At 49.9% G+C, this 18,106-nt stretch carries 13 protein-coding genes; 11 read left to right on the top strand and 2 right to left on the bottom strand.

All coding sequences use genetic code 11. The features are described 5' to 3' along the window. Positions 1 to 25 precede the first annotated feature (25 nt). The 11 genes from mnmG (at position 26) to ABWH99_RS02300 (ending at position 16,211) form a co-directional block, all read left to right on the top strand. Positions 26 to 1,894, top strand: a complete 1,869-nt coding sequence (gene mnmG, locus ABWH99_RS02250) for a tRNA uridine-5-carboxymethylaminomethyl(34) synthesis enzyme MnmG (protein ID WP_375584691.1) — start codon at positions 26 to 28, stop codon at positions 1,892 to 1,894. A 1-nt stretch (position 1,895) separates the two neighbouring features. Beyond that, positions 1,896 to 2,783: a class I SAM-dependent methyltransferase gene (locus ABWH99_RS02255; RefSeq protein WP_375584692.1), complete on the top strand. Its 888-nt coding sequence runs from the start codon at positions 1,896 to 1,898 to the stop codon at positions 2,781 to 2,783. Further along, positions 2,780 to 4,531 carry an Ig-like domain-containing protein gene (locus tag ABWH99_RS02260; protein WP_375584693.1) on the top strand — a complete coding sequence of 584 codons (1,752 nt, stop codon included), beginning with the start codon at positions 2,780 to 2,782 and terminating at the stop codon, positions 4,529 to 4,531. The genes ABWH99_RS02255 and ABWH99_RS02260 overlap by 4 nt, the downstream gene beginning before the upstream one ends. A 615-nt stretch (positions 4,532 to 5,146) precedes the next feature. Then, entirely contained in the window at positions 5,147 to 5,578 is a 432-nt protein-coding gene (locus ABWH99_RS02265; RefSeq protein ID WP_375584694.1) for a MarR family winged helix-turn-helix transcriptional regulator, read from the top strand. Positions 5,579 to 5,622: 44 nt separating this feature from the next. Then, on the top strand, positions 5,623 to 8,028 hold the full coding sequence (locus tag ABWH99_RS02270; protein ID WP_375584695.1) for a 3-hydroxyacyl-CoA dehydrogenase/enoyl-CoA hydratase family protein: 2,406 nt from the start codon (positions 5,623 to 5,625) through the stop codon (positions 8,026 to 8,028). 119 nt (positions 8,029 to 8,147) lie between these two features. Then, a complete protein-coding gene (locus ABWH99_RS02275; protein ID WP_375584696.1) occupies positions 8,148 to 9,320 on the top strand; it encodes a thiolase family protein in 1,173 nt (390 codons plus the stop codon). A gap of 54 nt (positions 9,321 to 9,374) precedes the next feature. Then, positions 9,375 to 11,186: an acyl-CoA dehydrogenase family protein gene (locus ABWH99_RS02280; protein WP_375584697.1), complete on the top strand. Its 1,812-nt coding sequence runs from the start codon at positions 9,375 to 9,377 to the stop codon at positions 11,184 to 11,186. A gap of 33 nt (positions 11,187 to 11,219) precedes the next feature. Next, on the top strand, positions 11,220 to 11,750 hold the full coding sequence (locus ABWH99_RS02285; protein WP_375584698.1) for a DinB family protein: 531 nt from the start codon (positions 11,220 to 11,222) through the stop codon (positions 11,748 to 11,750). Positions 11,751 to 12,019: 269 nt separating this feature from the next. Beyond that, positions 12,020 to 13,108 (top strand): alkaline phosphatase family protein, encoded by a 1,089-nt coding sequence (locus ABWH99_RS02290; protein ID WP_375584699.1) that lies wholly within the window; start codon positions 12,020 to 12,022, stop codon positions 13,106 to 13,108. Between the two features lie 23 nt (positions 13,109 to 13,131). Continuing rightward, entirely contained in the window at positions 13,132 to 14,787 is a 1,656-nt protein-coding gene (locus tag ABWH99_RS02295; protein WP_375584700.1) for a metallophosphoesterase family protein, read from the top strand. After that, complete coding sequence (locus ABWH99_RS02300) at positions 14,784 to 16,211, top strand: amidohydrolase family protein (RefSeq protein ID WP_375584701.1); 1,428 nt, start codon at positions 14,784 to 14,786, stop codon at positions 16,209 to 16,211. Before ABWH99_RS02295 ends, ABWH99_RS02300 begins: the two co-directional genes overlap by 4 nt. A gap of 73 nt (positions 16,212 to 16,284) precedes the next feature. Here the strand turns inward: ABWH99_RS02300 and ABWH99_RS02305 are convergent, their stop codons facing one another. Both ABWH99_RS02305 and ABWH99_RS02310 read right to left on the bottom strand, forming a co-directional pair. Then, entirely contained in the window at positions 16,285 to 17,091 is an 807-nt protein-coding gene (locus ABWH99_RS02305; RefSeq protein ID WP_375584702.1) for a metallophosphoesterase family protein, read from the bottom strand. A gap of 256 nt (positions 17,092 to 17,347) precedes the next feature. Beyond that, positions 17,348 to 17,896: a fasciclin domain-containing protein gene (locus ABWH99_RS02310; RefSeq protein WP_375584703.1), complete on the bottom strand. Its 549-nt coding sequence runs from the start codon at positions 17,894 to 17,896 to the stop codon at positions 17,348 to 17,350. Positions 17,897 to 18,106 lie beyond the last annotated feature (210 nt).

Raw genomic sequence — 18,106 nt, forward strand, 5'->3', positions numbered from 1 at the left:
CACGTGGAACACCAAAAGAGAAATTATGTTTCCAATATACGATGTAATAGTAGTAGGGGCCGGGCATGCGGGCTGTGAAGCCGCTCACGCAGCAGCCAAAATGGGGTCGCGTGTATTGCTCTGTACCATGAACATGAACACGATCGCTCAAATGTCTTGCAATCCTGCAATGGGTGGGGTGGCCAAAGGACAAATTGTACGGGAGATCGACGCGCTTGGGGGAAAGTCCGGAATCATTTCTGACAAATCCACGATCCAATTTCGCATGCTCAACCGATCCAAAGGGCCGGCCATGTGGTCTCCCCGAACCCAAAACGATCGCATGCGCTTTGCGGAAGAATGGCGTCTGGCACTGGAAGCAACACCAGGGGTTGATTTTTGGCAAGAGATGATCACAGACCTCCTTGTAAAAGATCATCGGGTAATCGGTGTAAAAACCAGCCTGGGACTGGAAATACGTAGTCGTGCAGTTGTCCTCACCAACGGCACCTTCTTAAATGGAATCATACATATTGGCGAAAAACAAATGGGTGGGGGGCGTACCGGCGAACGAGCCGCCAAAGGCATCACCGAAACTCTGGTAGCTTTGGGGTTCGAAGCAGGTCGCATGAAAACCGGAACACCCCCACGCGTCGATGGCCGTAGCCTCGATTACTCCCGTATGGAGGTCCAGGAAGGAGATCCCCTCCCTGAAAAATTTTCTTATTCCTCTGAAACCAGCCCGGTAAGAGAGCAACGCAACTGTTGGATTACCTATACCAATACAGCCGTGCACGAACAACTAGCGACTGGATTTGACCGATCTCCCATGTTTAACGGCCGAATCCAGGGACTGGGTCCCCGCTATTGTCCGTCCATAGAGGATAAGATCAACCGCTTTGCGGAGAGGGAACGCCACCAGATATTCGTCGAGCCGGAGGGCTGGAACACGGTAGAAATCTACGTAAACGGATTTTCCACCTCATTGCCGGAGGAAGTGCAGTACAAGGCGCTGCGGAAGATTGAAGGTTTCGAAAACGCGAAACTGTTCCGACCCGGATATGCCATCGAATACGATTACTTTCCACCCACACAGCTCAAACTAACACTGGAAACCAAACTGGTCGAAAACCTTTATTTTGCCGGGCAAATCAATGGCACCACCGGATACGAAGAAGCAGCCTGTCAGGGATTGATCGCCGGCATGAACGCACATAACAAGGTCAACGAAAAAGAACCTTTTGTTATCAAACGATCAGAGGCCTATATCGGTGTGCTAATCGACGACCTCATCAACAAAGGTACCGAAGAACCGTACCGCATGTTTACTTCCCGGGCTGAATTCCGCCTTCTCTTACGCCAGGACAATGCCGACCTTCGCCTCACCGAATCGGGATACCGACAAGGTCTTGCAGATGCGGAACAATACCAACAAATGAGAGAAAAAGCAGCGAAAACGGAAGAGCTAATCGATACCCTGCAACAAATACGCTACAGCCCGGATCAGATCAATAATCAGTTGGAACGATTAAACACTGCCTCAATAAAAGAAAAGATCACCGCCGATAAACTGCTCAAACGGCCCCAAATCGGTTTAAAAGAATTAATTGACGGCAGCCCGGAACACGTGAAATCCACGTTGACTTCCTACCCAAAAGCCGTACAAGAACAAGCAGAAATCCAAATAAAATACGCTTCCTATATCGAAAAGGAACGACAAATGGTCGAAAAGATGAGTCACCTGGAAAACCTTGCCATACCCTCGGGAATGAATTACGCTGCCATCAAAGCACTTTCTGCCGAGGGCCGCCAAAAATTAGGAAAAATTCGCCCGGAAACCCTGGGCCAGGCTTCTAGAATTAGTGGCGTCTCACCCGCAGATATGTCAATATTGACCATCTATTTAGGAAGGTAACATGTACGAACGGTTAACCAAATGCCCCTTATGTAAAAGTGGGCTCTTCACTAATCATATTATCGTTGAAGACAAAGCCATAAGCCAGGAATCCTTTATCATCTGTGCCTGCAAAAACTGTGACCTTTGGTTTACCAACCCCAGGCCGGACCCAGACAATAGCACCCATTACTACACGTCGGATCGGTACATCTCCCACCAGAAACAAAGCAAAGGAATCACCGATATCGTCTATAAACTCGTACGAACCTATACCTTACGCCAAAAACTTGCCTGGATCAATACGCGTTATACAAAAAAAGGACGCCTCCTGGACTTTGGTTGCGGCATCGGCCACTTCGTGAGAACCTGTCAAAAGGACGGTTGGGAGGCTTACGGTATGGAACCAAATGCTACGGCCGCTGAAATCGCCAGAAATGACCTGGAAATTCCGCTCGTTCCAAACCTACAAGCTCTCAAACAAGAAAAGAAATTTGATGTGATCACCCTGTTCCATGTACTTGAACACGTACATCTTCTAAACAAGACACTCAAGATACTCCTGGACCGATTGAAAAAACGAGGCTTGCTCTTTATTGCCGTACCCAATCGGGACGCAGCAGATGCATCCGCATTTAAAGAAAATTGGGCGGCATGGGATGTACCCAGGCATTTGTACCACTTCAATATACGATCGATGCACTACCTGGCAGAACGGCACGGATGCAGAATTGTAGACACGCTACCAATGAAGTTCGACAGCTATTACGTGTCCCTCCTAAGCCATCAATACCTGGGATCAGCCAATACCTTTCTCAAAGCAATCCAATCCGGCTACCGATCAAATCAAGAAGCAAAAAAACACGCAAACAATTACTCCAGTCTACTTTTTGTCCTCAAGAAAAAATGACGAAACTACTACGATACCTCCTGGGATGTTCGATTCTCTTGATTAGCGCTTGCGCCAAGCAAAGCTCTCCTATGGGAGGGCCAAAAGACGAAGATCCCCCGGTATTGATCGGATCCAATCCAACCAATCAAAGCACAGAAGTTAAACCCGAGGAGATTTCACTGGATTTTGACGAATACATCACGCTGGAAACACCCAACCAATCCATCATCATTACCCCCAGGATAGAAACAGAAAAAGTAGAATTCTTAGCGAATAAGAACCGGGTGACAATTACGCTGAATCAAGAACTGGAAGATACCACAACCTACCTCTTTAACTTCCAAACCAGCATACAGGACATCACCGAAAAAAACCCGGCCGAACGCCTGAAACTTGTGTTCTCCACCGGACCAACCATCGATAGCCTACAACTCTCCGGTACTGTGGACTTTGTGCAACCCTTCGATAAACCTAATTTTGAAGATGTATTGATAGGCCTCTATCGGGAAACGGATACCACCGACCTATTCACTGCGCCACCCTACTACATCACGCAGGCAGACTCAGCGGGTGGATTTGTTATCACCAACATTAAAGCTGGTAAATTTAAAGCCTACGCTTGGTATGACGACAACAACTCGTTGAAGGCAGAATACCGTAACGAGGCCTATGGATTCCTCACCGACCCAGTTGACATAAACACCAATGTAACGGATTTACACATCAACCTGGCAAAAGCCAACTTATCCGAGCTTAAAATCAGTCGCTCCTCAGGTACAGGAACCAACTACGACGTAGTCCTAAGTAAACCCATCGTCGATTTTCAGATCGATCACCCCGATAAAAACGAATCCCTGTTCTATCGGCAGCAGGACAACAGCATTCGCCTGTATCACCGCAACCTGCAGAATGACAGTACACAAATCCGTTTGCAACTGCAAGACTCCGTCGGAAACCGAGTAGACACCTTGCTATACGCAAACTTCCAGGAAAGTCAACGAAACAAAGAAAAACTAACCGTTACAAGCAATGCGACAAACGAATTCATCGACGAAATAAACGCTATGCTAACGTTTAATAAACCCCTTTATCAGATCCAGTACGACTCCCTTTTTTTTTCCTACGATAGCGCGGGTCGCATCCCCATTACCCCGGAAATGCTGAGCTTCTCAGATAGTACCCACCTACGAACCCGGCTACAGCTCAATTACCGCGTGCCCGATACCTTAACCATTGCTAAATTAACCCTCAACGCCAGCGATTCCACGTTCCAGGACATAGAAAACCAATGGAACGAAGAAACAATAAAAACGACCTTTAGCAGACTAAAAACCGATAATCTCGCCGATGGGATCTCAGGTGTTGTTGCCACCAATGAACGGCCATTATTGGTACAATTACTCAATACCAGCGACGAGCCGGTCCTCGAGCAATACCTGACGGATACCAATTATTTTTCCTTCACGAATATCGAAGCAACCACCTATAAAATCCAAGTGATAGTCGATCAAAACCAAAACAAACGATGGGACCCCGGAAACTATCGTTTACTACGGCAACCTGAACCCATTTACTACTTCTATGACGCAGAAGAACAAACAGACGAATTGATCGTTCGAGGAGGCTGGACATTGGAAGACCTGATCATTGAACCCAGACGAAAATCCGGCTTCCCTGCGAACACGGAAGAATCCATCCGGGAAACCCAATCCATTCGGTTGCCTCTGGAAATACTTATACTAGAAGAAGAGGATTTAATGAATTGATTATCAAATAGTTAAATCTAATACATCCCAATTGTTCACAAACACCTGGTAAATGAGGAAAACTCCGGTACAAAGCAATGTCATGCACACCCGCAGCTCACAAAAAACACTACCTGCCAGGCCAAACATAATTCCTGGGGATAATGCCTGGGTTATACACAAATATCCACCACTTCGCACACAAAAATTTATCCCCAAAACATACGCTGTCCGTTATCCACTCTATTCACAGAAAAACCAAAAAGCAGTCTTCTTTCGACTCTAGCCTAAAAAACTGTCGTGGATAGTATGTGAATAGCGATTGAGAACCTGGCAGAGCATGTCCACAACTATCCTGGCCCTCCGCTTACCCACATATCCACCTCTTAATAATAACAGTAATTTCTTCTTAAAATTAAAAATCAACTAATTATAGGGATGTGCATAACGCCATTGTACCCTTGCGTTGAAACGGCTGCCAAATACCACTGACGATCTGATTCTTTTTCCTACGGGAATGAGTACAGTCGCTGACAGGAATCTTGTCCGATAATCGTCGATGATCGTGCCGAAAAAACAAAACGTTTATTATGCATGCATAATTTTTTTTAGTAAATTGAATCAATTATAGGTCGAATGAAGAAAGAGGAAACCATCGATTATCATATCAAATGCTGTTGGCACTCCATATCGAGGATTTATAACCAGGAAGCTCAGAAAGAGGGAATCACTGCTTCCATGGGATTTGTATTGATTAATATCCATTCACAGGAGGGGACAGCGGCTACAAAAATCGCTCCCATGATGGGGTTGGAAAGCAGAAGTCTAACGCGGATATTAAAGTCGATGGAGGAACGAAAGTTGATTGTTAGGCAACCGGATGCGCTGGACAAGCGATCGGTTCGGATCATTTTGACCGAGTTGGGAAAGCAAAAAAAACTGGCTGCGGTGAAAACAATAAAAGCGTTTAACGAAAAGATGAAAAGTTCGTTAACAGAAACAGAGCTAAATTCTTTTTTTGCGTTGTTTAACAAAATTCATCGTGTCATTGAAACCATTCAGAAATAATTTCCCGTACAGGGCATAAGCTCCCGGAAATAACCAAACTATCTATGAAACGAACGATCAAAAAAGTAGCTGTTTTAGGTTCCGGAATAATGGGATCCCGAATCGCCTGTCATTTTGCAAATATCGGTGTAGAGGTTTTGCTTTTAGATATCGTACCCAAGGCCCCTTCAAAGAAAGAGCAGGAGAAAGGATTGACTCTGGAGGACAAGGCGGTCCGTAACCGCATGGTAAACGATGCCCTTCAGCAGGCCGTAGGTTCAAAGCCGTCGCCGATTTATTTGGCAGAATACGTGGAACGAATCAAAACAGGAAACTTTGACGATGACTTGCCGGCGATTGCAACCTGTGATTGGATCATAGAAGTGATCATTGAGAATTTGGAGATAAAGCAACAGCTGTTTGAGAAAATCGAAAAATACCGAAAACCGGGAACGTTGATTACTTCCAATACTTCCGGTATACCCATTCACCTAATGGCCGATTCCCGATCCAGCGACTTTCAAGCCTGTTTTGCCGGGACTCACTTTTTCAACCCACCCAGGTATTTGCAATTATTGGAGATAATTCCCGGACCAGCCACGGCTCCTGAACACCTGTCGTTTTTAATGGATTATGGTAGCCGGTTTTTAGGAAAGGAAACCGTGCTTTGCAAGGATACGCCGGCATTTATTGCCAATCGCATTGGGGTATATGCGATCATGGCTGCCATTCATCAAATAGAGAAAATGGGATTGGGCGTGTCCGAAGTAGATAAGATGACAGGTCCGGTAATCGGACGGGCAAAGTCAGCTACCTTCCGAACCTTGGATGTGGTAGGATTGGATACTACCGTGCACGTCGCGACAAATCTCTACAATGTATTGGAGCACGATGAATCGCGTAATGTATTCAAACTTCCTAAAAGTGTGCAGGTGCTCAATGAAAACCAATGGTACGGAGACAAGAGTGGCAAGGGTTTCTTTCATATGATCCGGCATGAAAACGGAAAAAAAGAACTAAAAGAAATCGATTTTCAGACCTACGAGTACAAGCCGGTAGAAAAACCTAAAATAGAAGCGCTTGAGAAGGCGAAAGGAATCGATAACCTGAAGGAGCGCATTCGGTTTTTGGTAAATTACGAAGACAAGGCCGGAGAATTTTATCGGGCCAGTTTCTACGACCTTTTTCGCTATTGTTCTTTCAGAATACCGGAGATAGCCGATGAGCTGTATCGGATCGATCAGGCGGTATGCGCTGGGTTTGGATGGGAGTACGGACCTTTTGAAAATTGGGACATTCTGGGTGTCAAAGAGACCGTTTCCAAGATGGAGGCGGCGGGTCAAAAGCCTGCGGACTGGGTGTATGAAATGATGGAAACCGGGATTGATTCGTTTTACAAGGTAGAAAATGGAAAGCGTCACTACTACGATCAGGTTTCCAAATCCTATCAGGAAATCCCGGGATTGGATGAATTCATAGTACTCGACACGTTAAGAGCTGCCGGCAACAAAGTCTGGGAAAACGAGGGAGCAACCATATTTGATTTGGGTGACGAGGTACTTGGACTGGAATTTCATACCAAAATGAATTCGATCGGTCAAGAGGTGGTGGCGGGTATTACCACAGCCATTGGCATGGCGGAAAAATCTTACAAAGGCTTGGTAATCGGGAATGAGGGTGGAAATTTCTCTGCTGGCGCCAACCTGGCCATGCTTTACATGTTTGCCGGAGACCGGGATTTCGATGAAATCAATTTAATGATCGCTCAGTTTCAGAACACGATGATGCGGGCCAGGTACTCCTCTGTCCCGGTAGTCGTGGCACCCCACAATATGGCCCTTGGCGGGGGATGCGAACTGTCCCTGCATGCCGATAAAATTCAGGCACATGCCGAATTGTACATGGGATTGGTAGAAGTGGGCGTCGGTTTGATTCCGGCTGGAGGAGGAACCAAAGAAATGGTCGCCCGTGTGTCAAAAAATTTGGTAGCCGGAGATGTGGAATTGAATCGCCTGCAGGAGGTATTTATGAATATTGCGACGGCGAAGGTATCTACCTCTGCCGAAGAAGCCCGGGCCTTGGGCTATCTGGAGCAGAAAGATGCCGTTTCCATTAATCGAAAACGCCAACTTGCAGAAGCGAAAGAACAGGTGCTGTTACTTGCGGATGCAGGTTATACCCAACCGGTAGAAAACACGGCTATCCGGGTTTTGGGAAAATCGGCCCTTGCCCTGATAGAAGCGGGGATCACCGGTATGCGTTATGGAAAGTACATTTCCGAACACGATGCCAAAATCGCGCAAAAATTGGCCTGGGTTATGAGCGGCGGAGACCTCTCAGCACCGACTACCGTTAGCGAGCGGTATTTATTGGATTTGGAAAGGGAAGCCTTTCTGAGTTTGACGGGGGAAAAGAAAACGCTCGAACGGATTCATAGTATTTTATTCAAAGGCAAACCTTTGAGAAATTGATTCATGGAAAACTCTCGCAGTAGAAATCGAAATCAGGTAGCCGCGTCCTCCTCGGAAAGAAATGACTACGGCACCTTCGGCTGATCAAACTACTGCTGGTACACGAAAACAAAAAAGAAATGGATGCATACATCGTAAATGGATACAGGTCCGCAGTTGGAAAAGCAAAAAAAGGCAGTTTTCGATTCTATCGTCCGGACGACCTGGCGGCAGACGTTATCAGGCACCTGCTTGCCAACACCCCTGGTTTGGAAAGCAAACAGGTAGAAGACCTGATCGTGGGAAATGCCATTCCGGAAGCCGAGCAGGGGATGCAGATGGGACGGATGATCTCCCTATTGGCACTTGGAGAAGAATGTCCCGGATTCATTGTCAATCGCTACTGCGGTTCCGGGCTGGAAGCGATCGCGTTGGCCACCGCAAAAATCAATATGGGCATGGCCGACTGCATCATTGCCGGAGGCACGGAATCCATGTCATTGCTACCGATGATGGGCCACAAGACGGCGTTGAATTACGGGATTGCCTCCCAGCATCCGGATTATTACCTGAGCATGGGCTTGACAGCCGAAGAATTGGCCAACGACTATCGGATCAGCAGGGAAGACTCCGATCAATTTTCCGTTCAATCCCACGAAAAGGCCATTAACGCTATCCGTGAGGGGCGCTTCAAAGACGAGATTGTCCCCGTGGAAGTCGAAGAAACCTATTTGGATCAGGAGGAAAAGCGGCGGAAGCGAAAGTTTACGGTCGATACCGACGAAGGTCCTCGCCCGGGTACCAGTATGGAGGTGCTTTCCAAATTGAAACCGGTATTCAAACAGGGAGGCCAGGTTACGGCGGGCAACGCTTCCCAAACTTCCGATGGGGCCGCATTCGTGCTGGTGATGTCGGAGCGTATGATGAGAGACTTGGGTCTGGAACCCATGGCACGCTTGCTTTCCTATGCTGTAGCGGGCGTGGAACCCCGAATAATGGGTATCGGACCAAAATATGCCGTTCCTAAGGCACTGAAGCAAGCGGGTATTTCTTTGCAGGAAATTGATTTAATTGAATTGAACGAAGCGTTTGCTGCGCAGGCGCTTGCGGTAATCCGGGCGCTGGATTTTGATCCTGCGATCGTAAACGTAAACGGAGGAGCCGTTGCATTGGGCCACCCATTGGGATGTACCGGAGCCAAACTATCCGTACAGATTCTGAATGAATTAAAGAAGCGCGAAAAAAAATACGGACTGGTGACTGCATGCGTGGGTGGGGGACAAGGCGTTGCGGGCGTTTTCGAACGTTATTGAAAAGGCCGGTGCCCCGCATCTTGGAGCCAATGACCGTTCTCAAATGAATAAACCATGGAAGAATTACGAAAAAAAAATAGCTTAAATGGAGGCGAATTCCTTATCAAGGATACCGCTGCTTCCGATATTTTTATCCCAGAATCGTTTAGCGAAGAACAAATGATGATGGCGGAGGCCTGTCAGGATTTTATGGACAGGGAGATCCTGGTGCGAATGGATGATATCGACAGCATGCAGCAGCCGGACCTGGTTCCCGCTATTTTGAAAAAGGCGGGGGAGTTGGGATTGCTGGCCATTTCGGTCCCCGAAACCTATGGGGGCTTGGGCATGAGTTTCAATACTTCCATGTTAATAGCCGATATTATCGGAGCAGCCGGTTCCTTTTCAACGACCTATGGTGCCCACACGGGCATTGGGATACTTCCCGTTTTGTACTACGGAAATGACGCCCAAAAAGAAAAATACCTCCCCAAACTTTCCAATGCCGAATGGGCTGCCTGCTATTGTCTTACAGAGCCCGATGCGGGTTCGGATGCCAATAGCGGAAAGACCAAAGCTACCCTGAACCCGGAGGGAACCCACTACCTGATAAATGGGCAAAAAATGTGGATTTCCAATGCGGGATTTGCCAATTTTTTTATTGTTTTCGCAAAAGTGGACGACGACGCCAACCTTTCTGCATTCCTGGTAGAAAAGGGTTTCGGCGGGATTACCATGAACGAAGAAGAACACAAAATGGGCATCAAGGGCAGTTCCACCCGGCAGGTGTTTTTTAACAATTGCCCGGTACCCGTGGAAAACATGCTTTCCGAGCGAGGAAACGGGTTTAAAATAGCGGTAAACATTTTGAATATTGGCCGCATCAAACTGGGTGCCGGCGTGTTGGGCGGCTGTCGCCGCGTACTGGGTCTGGCTATCCGTTATGCCGCTGAACGAAAACAGTTTGGTGTTACGATTGATTCTTTTGGTGCCATACAGGCGAAGTTGGCCGAAATGGCCATCCGGACTTTTGCCTGTGAATCCCTGTGTTATCGGGCCGGTCAAGACATTGAAGATCGGATCGATGCGCTGGAAGCGGAGGGGATGGACCCGGCGAAAGCCCGCTTAAAAGGGGTGGAGCAATTTGCCATTGAATGTGCCATCGCCAAAGTACACGGATCGGAGGTACTGGATTACGTGGTGGATCAAGGCGTGCAAATCTACGGAGGAATGGGCTATTCTGCCGAAGCTCCCATGGAACGCGCCTACCGGGATGCACGGATTTCCAGAATATACGAAGGAACCAACGAAATAAACCGCATGCTGATGGTTGGCATGTTACTCAAACGGGCCTTAAAGGGTGAATTGCCCATCATGCAACCGGCGATGGCGGTGGCAGAAGAATTGAAGGGCGTACCGGACTTTTCCCAACCGGATCTATCCGAGCCATTCTCCGAAGAAAAAGAAGTTTTAAAGAACTTGAAAAAAGTGTTTTTAATGATTGGTGGACAGGCCTCCAATAGCTTGGGAGACAAGCTGGAGCGGGAACAAGAACTATTGATGCACCTCGCCGATATCTTGATCGAGATTTATGCGGCCGAATCCACTGTATTGCGTTCGGAAAAACTTCTGGCAGAGCGCGGAGAGCAGGCAGTGACCTACCACCGGGCTGTTAGCAGCGTGTACCTTTACGAAGCCGTCGAACGAATCCAGGCGGCCGGAAGGGAAGCCATTCTTTCGTTTGCTTCGGCTGATGAAAAAAAGTTTCTTTTACTGGGATTGAAACGGTTCACCCGCTATGGAGAAACGATTAACCCAACGAAGCTTCGGAGGGAAATTGCCCAGGCATTGATAAGGGAAGGAAAGTATTTCTTCTTTCACGCTTGATTGATTCGGACCAGGAAAAACCAGTAGATCACGATGACGACAAGTAAGCCAGAAGTTTGGTTACGCGGACCCGTCCCGGATATCCCTTTCTTTCTGCAGCCGGCGGCCCATGCCTTGTTGCAGGCCCGGGAAGAGTTACCCGGCTGCTTGAAGGGTTTTCCCGAGGAACGCTTGTGGGTATCCCTGGCAGGAAGGGCATCGGTTGGCTTCCATCTGCTGCACTTAACGGGCGTCTTGGACCGTCTCATTGCTTATGCCGAAGGGAAGCAGTTAACCAAAGCCCAATGGGAATACCTTCGTCAGGAATCGAAACCACATCCAACGCTGAGTACTGAGGTCCTCATTCACCGCTTTGACCAAAAAGTAACGGAAACGTTGGAAATTTTTAAACGAACCAGCGAAGCGAGCCTTCGGGAAATCAGAGTTGTTGGTAGAAAAAAGCTTCCCAGCACGGTCATGGGCCTCTATTTTCACGCAGCCGAACATAGCCAGCGTCATTTGGGCCAGCTGTTGGTAACGGCTACTGTTTTGAAGCATCAGCAGGCAGAATTCACTGCCGAGTAAGGAGGCGCATCGCTGCCTTTTCAATGGACCCAATCGGCAGTAGCTTGCCGGAAAAAAGCTCTTGGACCTGACCGGATGGCCGAAAACGGTATCCTCTCCAGAAAAATAGCAATTAACCGGAATGGTCACCGTCAAAATCCATATATTTAATGTCACGAGATAACGCTCGCCCGATCCGGATCCTTTTCACAGGGGATACCCCGTACCTGATTTCGCCGCGATTTCCATAAGGGGAATCGAATGGCCGCTACCAAACCCCGTATAAACCGATGAAAAAAGTTGTCCTATATTTGATTGGCTTTGCATTACCGATTTGCATGGCTCATGCACAAAAAACCACAAAGACAGAAAACGTTTTCCTTATCACCGTGGATGGCCTGCGTTGGCAGGAACTCTTTCGGGGCGCCGATTCGCTGTTTGTCGACGATACCGGTATGGTTGAAAAGCAAGGCGAATTATTGGAAGAGTACTGGCATACGGATCCCTCACGCAGACGGGAGCTGCTGATGCCTTTTACCTGGAGCACGTTGGCAAAAGCGGGGCAGCTGCATGGCAATCGCTACCTGGGCAACCGGGTAGATTTGCGAAACAACATGTTGTTTTCCTATCCGGGCTACAACGAAATACTGACCGGTAGGGCAGACGATGCGCGTATCACCTCAAACGATAAAAACAACAATCCGAACATCACCCTGCTCGAACACCTGCAGCAGATGCCCGCCTACCGGGGAAAGGTCCTTGCCTTTGGCAGCTGGGATGTGTTCCCTTACATTATCAATACGGAGCGGAGTGGCATACCGGTGAACGCCGGATTTTCCACCGCAACCGGTCCCAACCTGAGCGACACGGAACGCCTGATCAATCGCTTACAAGCGGAAATCCGAGGTCCCTGGGCCGGCGTCAGGTTGGATCCCTTTACCCATCACTATGCGATGGAGGCGATTAAAAAACAACGGCCCAAAGTGGTCTTGATAGCTTATGGAGAACCGGACGATTGGGCGCACGACAACCGCTACGACGAATACCTGCATTCCATTCGCCAATTTGATGCCTACTTGAAGGATCTTTGGGAATACATTCAGACTACCCCGGGATATACAGACAAAACCACCCTGATCGTCACCACCGACCACGGAAGAGGGGTGGAAAAGTCTACCTGGACGGGGCATGGATCGGGCATTCCCCGTTCCCGTGAGATTTGGATAGCCGCCATTGGACCCGATAGTCCTTCCCTCGGTGAGGTAAAAACAGACGCCGGGTTGTATGCGGCAATGATTCCCAACACCATTTTCCAGCTGCTGGGCCTCTCCTATCCGGATGAAAAAGCAGACCCAGCCATTGAGGCGGTGCTGCCATGAGTTTTCGGATTCTTTTCCTCTGCATGCTTTTTGCGCTGCCGGCCTGCCGCACCGGGCCGGAAAAAGCGACCTTCAAAGAGGTCTTTTTGTACAACGACCACGAAGCCGCTGGTTTTTTTCATCCCCGGCTGCCGGAAGAAGCACTGCAGCTTCTCGATACCAACTGGATATTTCTGGGCACGGACTCTATGTCCGGGATCGATCGAGAATGGCCCGCTCATTTTTTACAGTCCCAGGCAGTTTCTTTGCCCCACCGCCTCACCTTGCCCAATCATTCTTTTTGGTACCGCTGGGAAGGAACGCTGGAACCCGGCATTTTGCTGGTAGATGCAGACGATGGGGTACAATGCTGGATGAACGGAAGGCGTGTTCGACGGGCCGGGGCCGGAGATTATTTTGTGCTGCCGACCGGAGGGAAGACCGAATTGGGACTTCGGGTAGTCAATAACGCCATGGCCGGCGGGCTCCGGCGGGTCCAATTCCTCTCCAACGAGGACTACCTGGCCTGGCAGGACAAAAAAATGCAAATCCGGGAAGGTTTCCTCGTGGACCGTAAATTGGAATTGTTGCAGGACCCGAAACAGCTGAAACAATGCGAAGAATTATCCTTTCCCGAACTGAGGGACCGCCTCACGGAATTCCCCATTTTATTTACCGAACCCGTTCTGATCTGGGGAACGTCCGGGAAGCCCTTTATCCGATGGGTGAGTGAATCTGCCGGCACAGCCCTGCTGCGCACCAAACGGGGAGAAGAACAGCGGGTAAAATCCAGTGATGGCATTTTTACCCATCCAGTGAAACCGGGAGAAACGATTTCCTTTGACCTCTACCAAAACAAATCGTACCAGGGGCATTTTAGCCTGACTGCTCCCGACCCTGCCGATGAATCCATCCGTTTGGCACTTTGGGGCGATTCGCAGGGTGGATGGAAAACCTTTCGGGAGGTTGCCGATGCCGTCCATGCTAAGCAAGTGGATCTCAGCCTGGGAGCGGGTGATTTGGTCAATAACGGTTCGGAGGAAGGGGCCTATCCGCGGTTTTTGCAGCTGCTTGCCCGCATGCAAACCCCTCAATTCCTTGTACCCGGCAACCATGACTACGACGGGCACTACGACGATTTGTATGCCCGGCAGCTCCATCGGTATCTATTTTTGCCGGAAACCCCGACCTTTGGCGTGCAGGTGTTCGGTCCCCTGGCCATTCTAAGCCTGGATCCAAACCTTCATTTTCCGGTATCCATACCGGAAGGTACCCGTCAGCGGGAATGGCTGGAGAAAAACATGCGGTCCGAAGCCTGGCAAACTGCCCGCTGGAAAATGCTGTTGCTGCACCAGCCACCCTATTCTCAAGGATGGCCGGGCTACCCCGGGGAATGGACGATCCGCCAACTGTTGGAGCCTTTTTTTCATCAAGGCCTGGTGGACCTGGTTGTGGCAGGCCATACACACGATTACGAGCGTTTATCCCTCGAGTTTTCCGGTAATCCGGTACATTTTTTGGTGGTAGGTGGGGCAGGAGGAGGCCTGGAACCCCAGGGGGAGCAATCCGAAGCGCCACAAATGGACCGGCTAATCAAAAAACACCATTACGGCATACTCAACGTTGATTCCACGCGGATGCAATTCCATGCATACGACCTGGATGGACACATCCTGGATGAATTTACCGCAGCAAAATGAATCCCTTTACCGTTTACCTACTCGTTCACCTTTTGCGTATCCTTGTCTGGAATCAACCATTGGTCGTTTCTGATACGGCAGCTGCATTTATAAAGACATCGGCAGACTCGATTGCCCTGGTACACGCAAAAGTATTCGACGGTTCGGGCAATCCCGCCCTTTTGGACCAAACGGTGTTGATCAAAAATGGCCGTATTTTGGCGATTGGCCACTCCGGAGATGTGCCCGTTCCAGAAGCTTACGAAACCTGGGACGCATCGGGCATGACACTGTTACCGGGCCTGATCGGCACCCATAACCACCTCCGTTTGCCTCAGGGAGCGTTGCTCTACACCGGCCCCAAGCTATACCTCGCTTGTGGGGTCACAACCATTCAAACCTGTGGAACGGGTCATCCGGCCGAGGAATTGGCATTGGCCCGGGCCATCGAAGAGGGACGTTACCCGGGACCGGAGATCATTCCCTCTTCTCCCTATTTTACCGGAAGGCAAGGAAGGGATCATTTCGTGCGATTCACCGAGGAGAAAAAGGTTCGGGATACCATCCGCTACTGGGCCCGACAGGGTGTGGCCTGGTTTAAAGTGTACCGGAATACCCGACCGGAAGATCTTCGCGTCATCGTAGACGAGGCCCACCGGCAGGGGGCCAAAGTCACCGGACACCTGTGTGCAACGAGCTATAGCGAGGCGGCACAAATCGGGATTGATGCTATCGAACACGGGTTTATCCACGCCTTTGATTTCGCTTCCGACCGGGTGCCGGGAACCTGTTCGGGTAATGTGGATTTTCGATCCACGCTGGGAGTGCAGGAGCCGGTCGTTCAAGAGTTGATACAGTTGCTGATTAAGCAGGGAGTTGCCATTTCCAGTACCCCCGCCATTTTGGAAGCCCAGGCCAGGGGCCTCGCCGACCCACGAAGCCTGGAGGCCATGGATGCCTTTCATGTCCAGGCGTACCAGCGGAGGCGGAAAGAAAGAGAGTCCCGCGCAGGAGAAGGGGGTGTCAAAGAAGCGTGGCTCCTTCGATCGCTAGAATTTGACCGGGCATTTTTTCGGGCCGGAGGGCTACTGACAGCGGGACCGGACCCGGGTTTGCACGTATTGCCGGGATACGGGGATCAAAAGAATTACGAGCTGTTTATCGAGGCAGGATTCGAGCCGCAAGCCGCGGTGCAGATTCTGACCGCCAATGGGGCCCGATTACTGGGAAGAACGGATATCGGAAAGGTGCAGCCGGGCATGCGTGCCGACCTACTACTGCTGGACGGAGACCTGCAGGCAGATCCGCGGGTTATCCGTAATCCGGTTTTGGTTTTCAAAGAGGGAAAGGGCTACGATCCACAAAAACTACTGCAGGCGGTGAAAGGAAAAGTGGGTGCTGCCATGGACGATACCTGGCGGGTAGACGGAAAACCAATGCCGTGAAACCCGCCGGTCAGTTCCGGGGCAGTGTTGCTTTGGCTGGCAGCATCAAGGAACCATTGACGCCAAGTCCGGCTTAGAGGCTGTGCGCATTTAGAATGACTCCTTCCCTGATTGTTTTAAGGTAGGTGCTTGCCTTGCCGCTAGCGTCTACCTCGCAAACCCGATAAGAGGGGAAGGGGTTGCCCCAGGAGCCACCGAAGTGCCCCGACCAGAGAAAGGGTTTGCCGCGGTAAATCATCTGTCCGTCCACATCGTGGTCGTGGCCATGAAAGGTGGCGCGGACCGCCGGGTAGGAGGCCAGCAAATCCAACAAGGGCTTGCAATCGATCCCGTGCCGGGTCCAATCGTTTTGTGAGATGTGTACGAAAACAAAAACATGCGAAAGATCGGCGTACTCGTCGAGAAACGTTTTTGCCAGATCCAGATCCACGCAGCGGTATTCCCCTTTTTCGTTGGAGCAATCCAGGATAATTGCGCCCATGTCGTCCCCGACCGGGAAGGCATGGTTGGTCGGTTGTCCCATGATGCGGAAAAACTCCGCCTCGGAAACCCGGTCGTGGTTGCCACGAGCCAGGTAATAGGGCACCTGCAGCTGATCGTAAATGCCCTTTACCTCGGGAAGCAAGGTTGCATCGTCGTGGATCAAATCTCCGTTGAACAGCACGAAATCCACATCCTTTTCCCGGTGGATCGCCTCGATCAGTTCACGGTGCGCCACTTCGTAATCGGTGCCCGGTTGCCCCCAATGCCCATCGGAGGCGGTAATGAATTTCAATCGGCCGGTTTTCGGAAAAACCCGATTTTCAAACGAAAGCATTGGTAGCGCCAACAGTGGCGCGCCAACCAGGCTGAGTTTTTGGAAAAAGTGTCTACGGTTCATGCGGAAAGGAAATGACATGGTATCTGCTTCGAAAATAGTCAATTTTTCTGGTTTGGCAGCGTCCTTTCTCCCCTGGGCTTTGATCGGGTTTCAGCAGACCGCTGGACGAGCGGCCCGGGTGCATCCCCTTTTCCGTCCCCGGTTTACAAAAAAAGACTGCCCATAGAAATGGACAGCCTCCCGTTGGTTAGGTAGAGCAATAATGTTTTAATGCGTTTTGCGACTTCGGCCGAAAAAGCGGTGCTTATTGAACCATTTATTCAGGCAAAAGCACGCCATCGATCACGTGAATCACCCCGTTGCTTCCGGATAAATCGGCCGCCGTCACGGTGGCTCCATTGATTTGCACCGTGCCTCCGGCAATGGAAACCGTAATTGTGCCGCCGTTAAGTGTCTCCACTACCTGCCCGTCCGACAGATCCGAGGCCATGACTTTTCCTGCAACGACGTGGTAGGTCAGAATTCCCGTGAGTTGATCCTTGTTTTCCGGCTCCAGCAAGGAGGCCACCGTTCCCTCCGGCAGGGCGGCAAAAGCGGCATCGGTTGGTGCAAATACCGTAAAGGGGCCGTCACCACTTAACGTTTCTACCAATTCGGCAGTAGTCAAAGCGGTAACCAGCGTTCCGTGGTCCGGCGAGCCCACCGCAATGTCTACAATGGAAGGCTCCACCTCTTCGGGTGTTGCTTCTTCCATCGTCATCTCCGTTTCTTCTTCCGTGGTTTCTTTTTGAGGGCTTCCGCAAGCCGTCACCCAGAGCAAGGCCATCAGTGCAGGGAGTGCGGATACATACATCATTCGTTTCATAATCAATTGTTGATTTTAGTTAGTACGGAGTTTAAACAACTGATAATCAGAATAGTTTAAAACTTTTTTGAAAAAAGCGAATCCGAAGCCGTACGAGGTTCTTTTTAGAAAAAAGGAAGTACCGCAACAGGCAATACCTTTAGCGGACAGGGGGACCGAATCCGCGCGGAGACGTCCCTGTGGGGCCGGGCGATTGGGAAGGGCGCCCTG

Origin of the sequence: Cyclobacterium xiamenense (genome assembly GCF_042140265.1) — a bacterium.
Lineage (GTDB): Bacteria > Bacteroidota > Bacteroidia > Cytophagales > Cyclobacteriaceae > Cyclobacterium > Cyclobacterium xiamenense_A.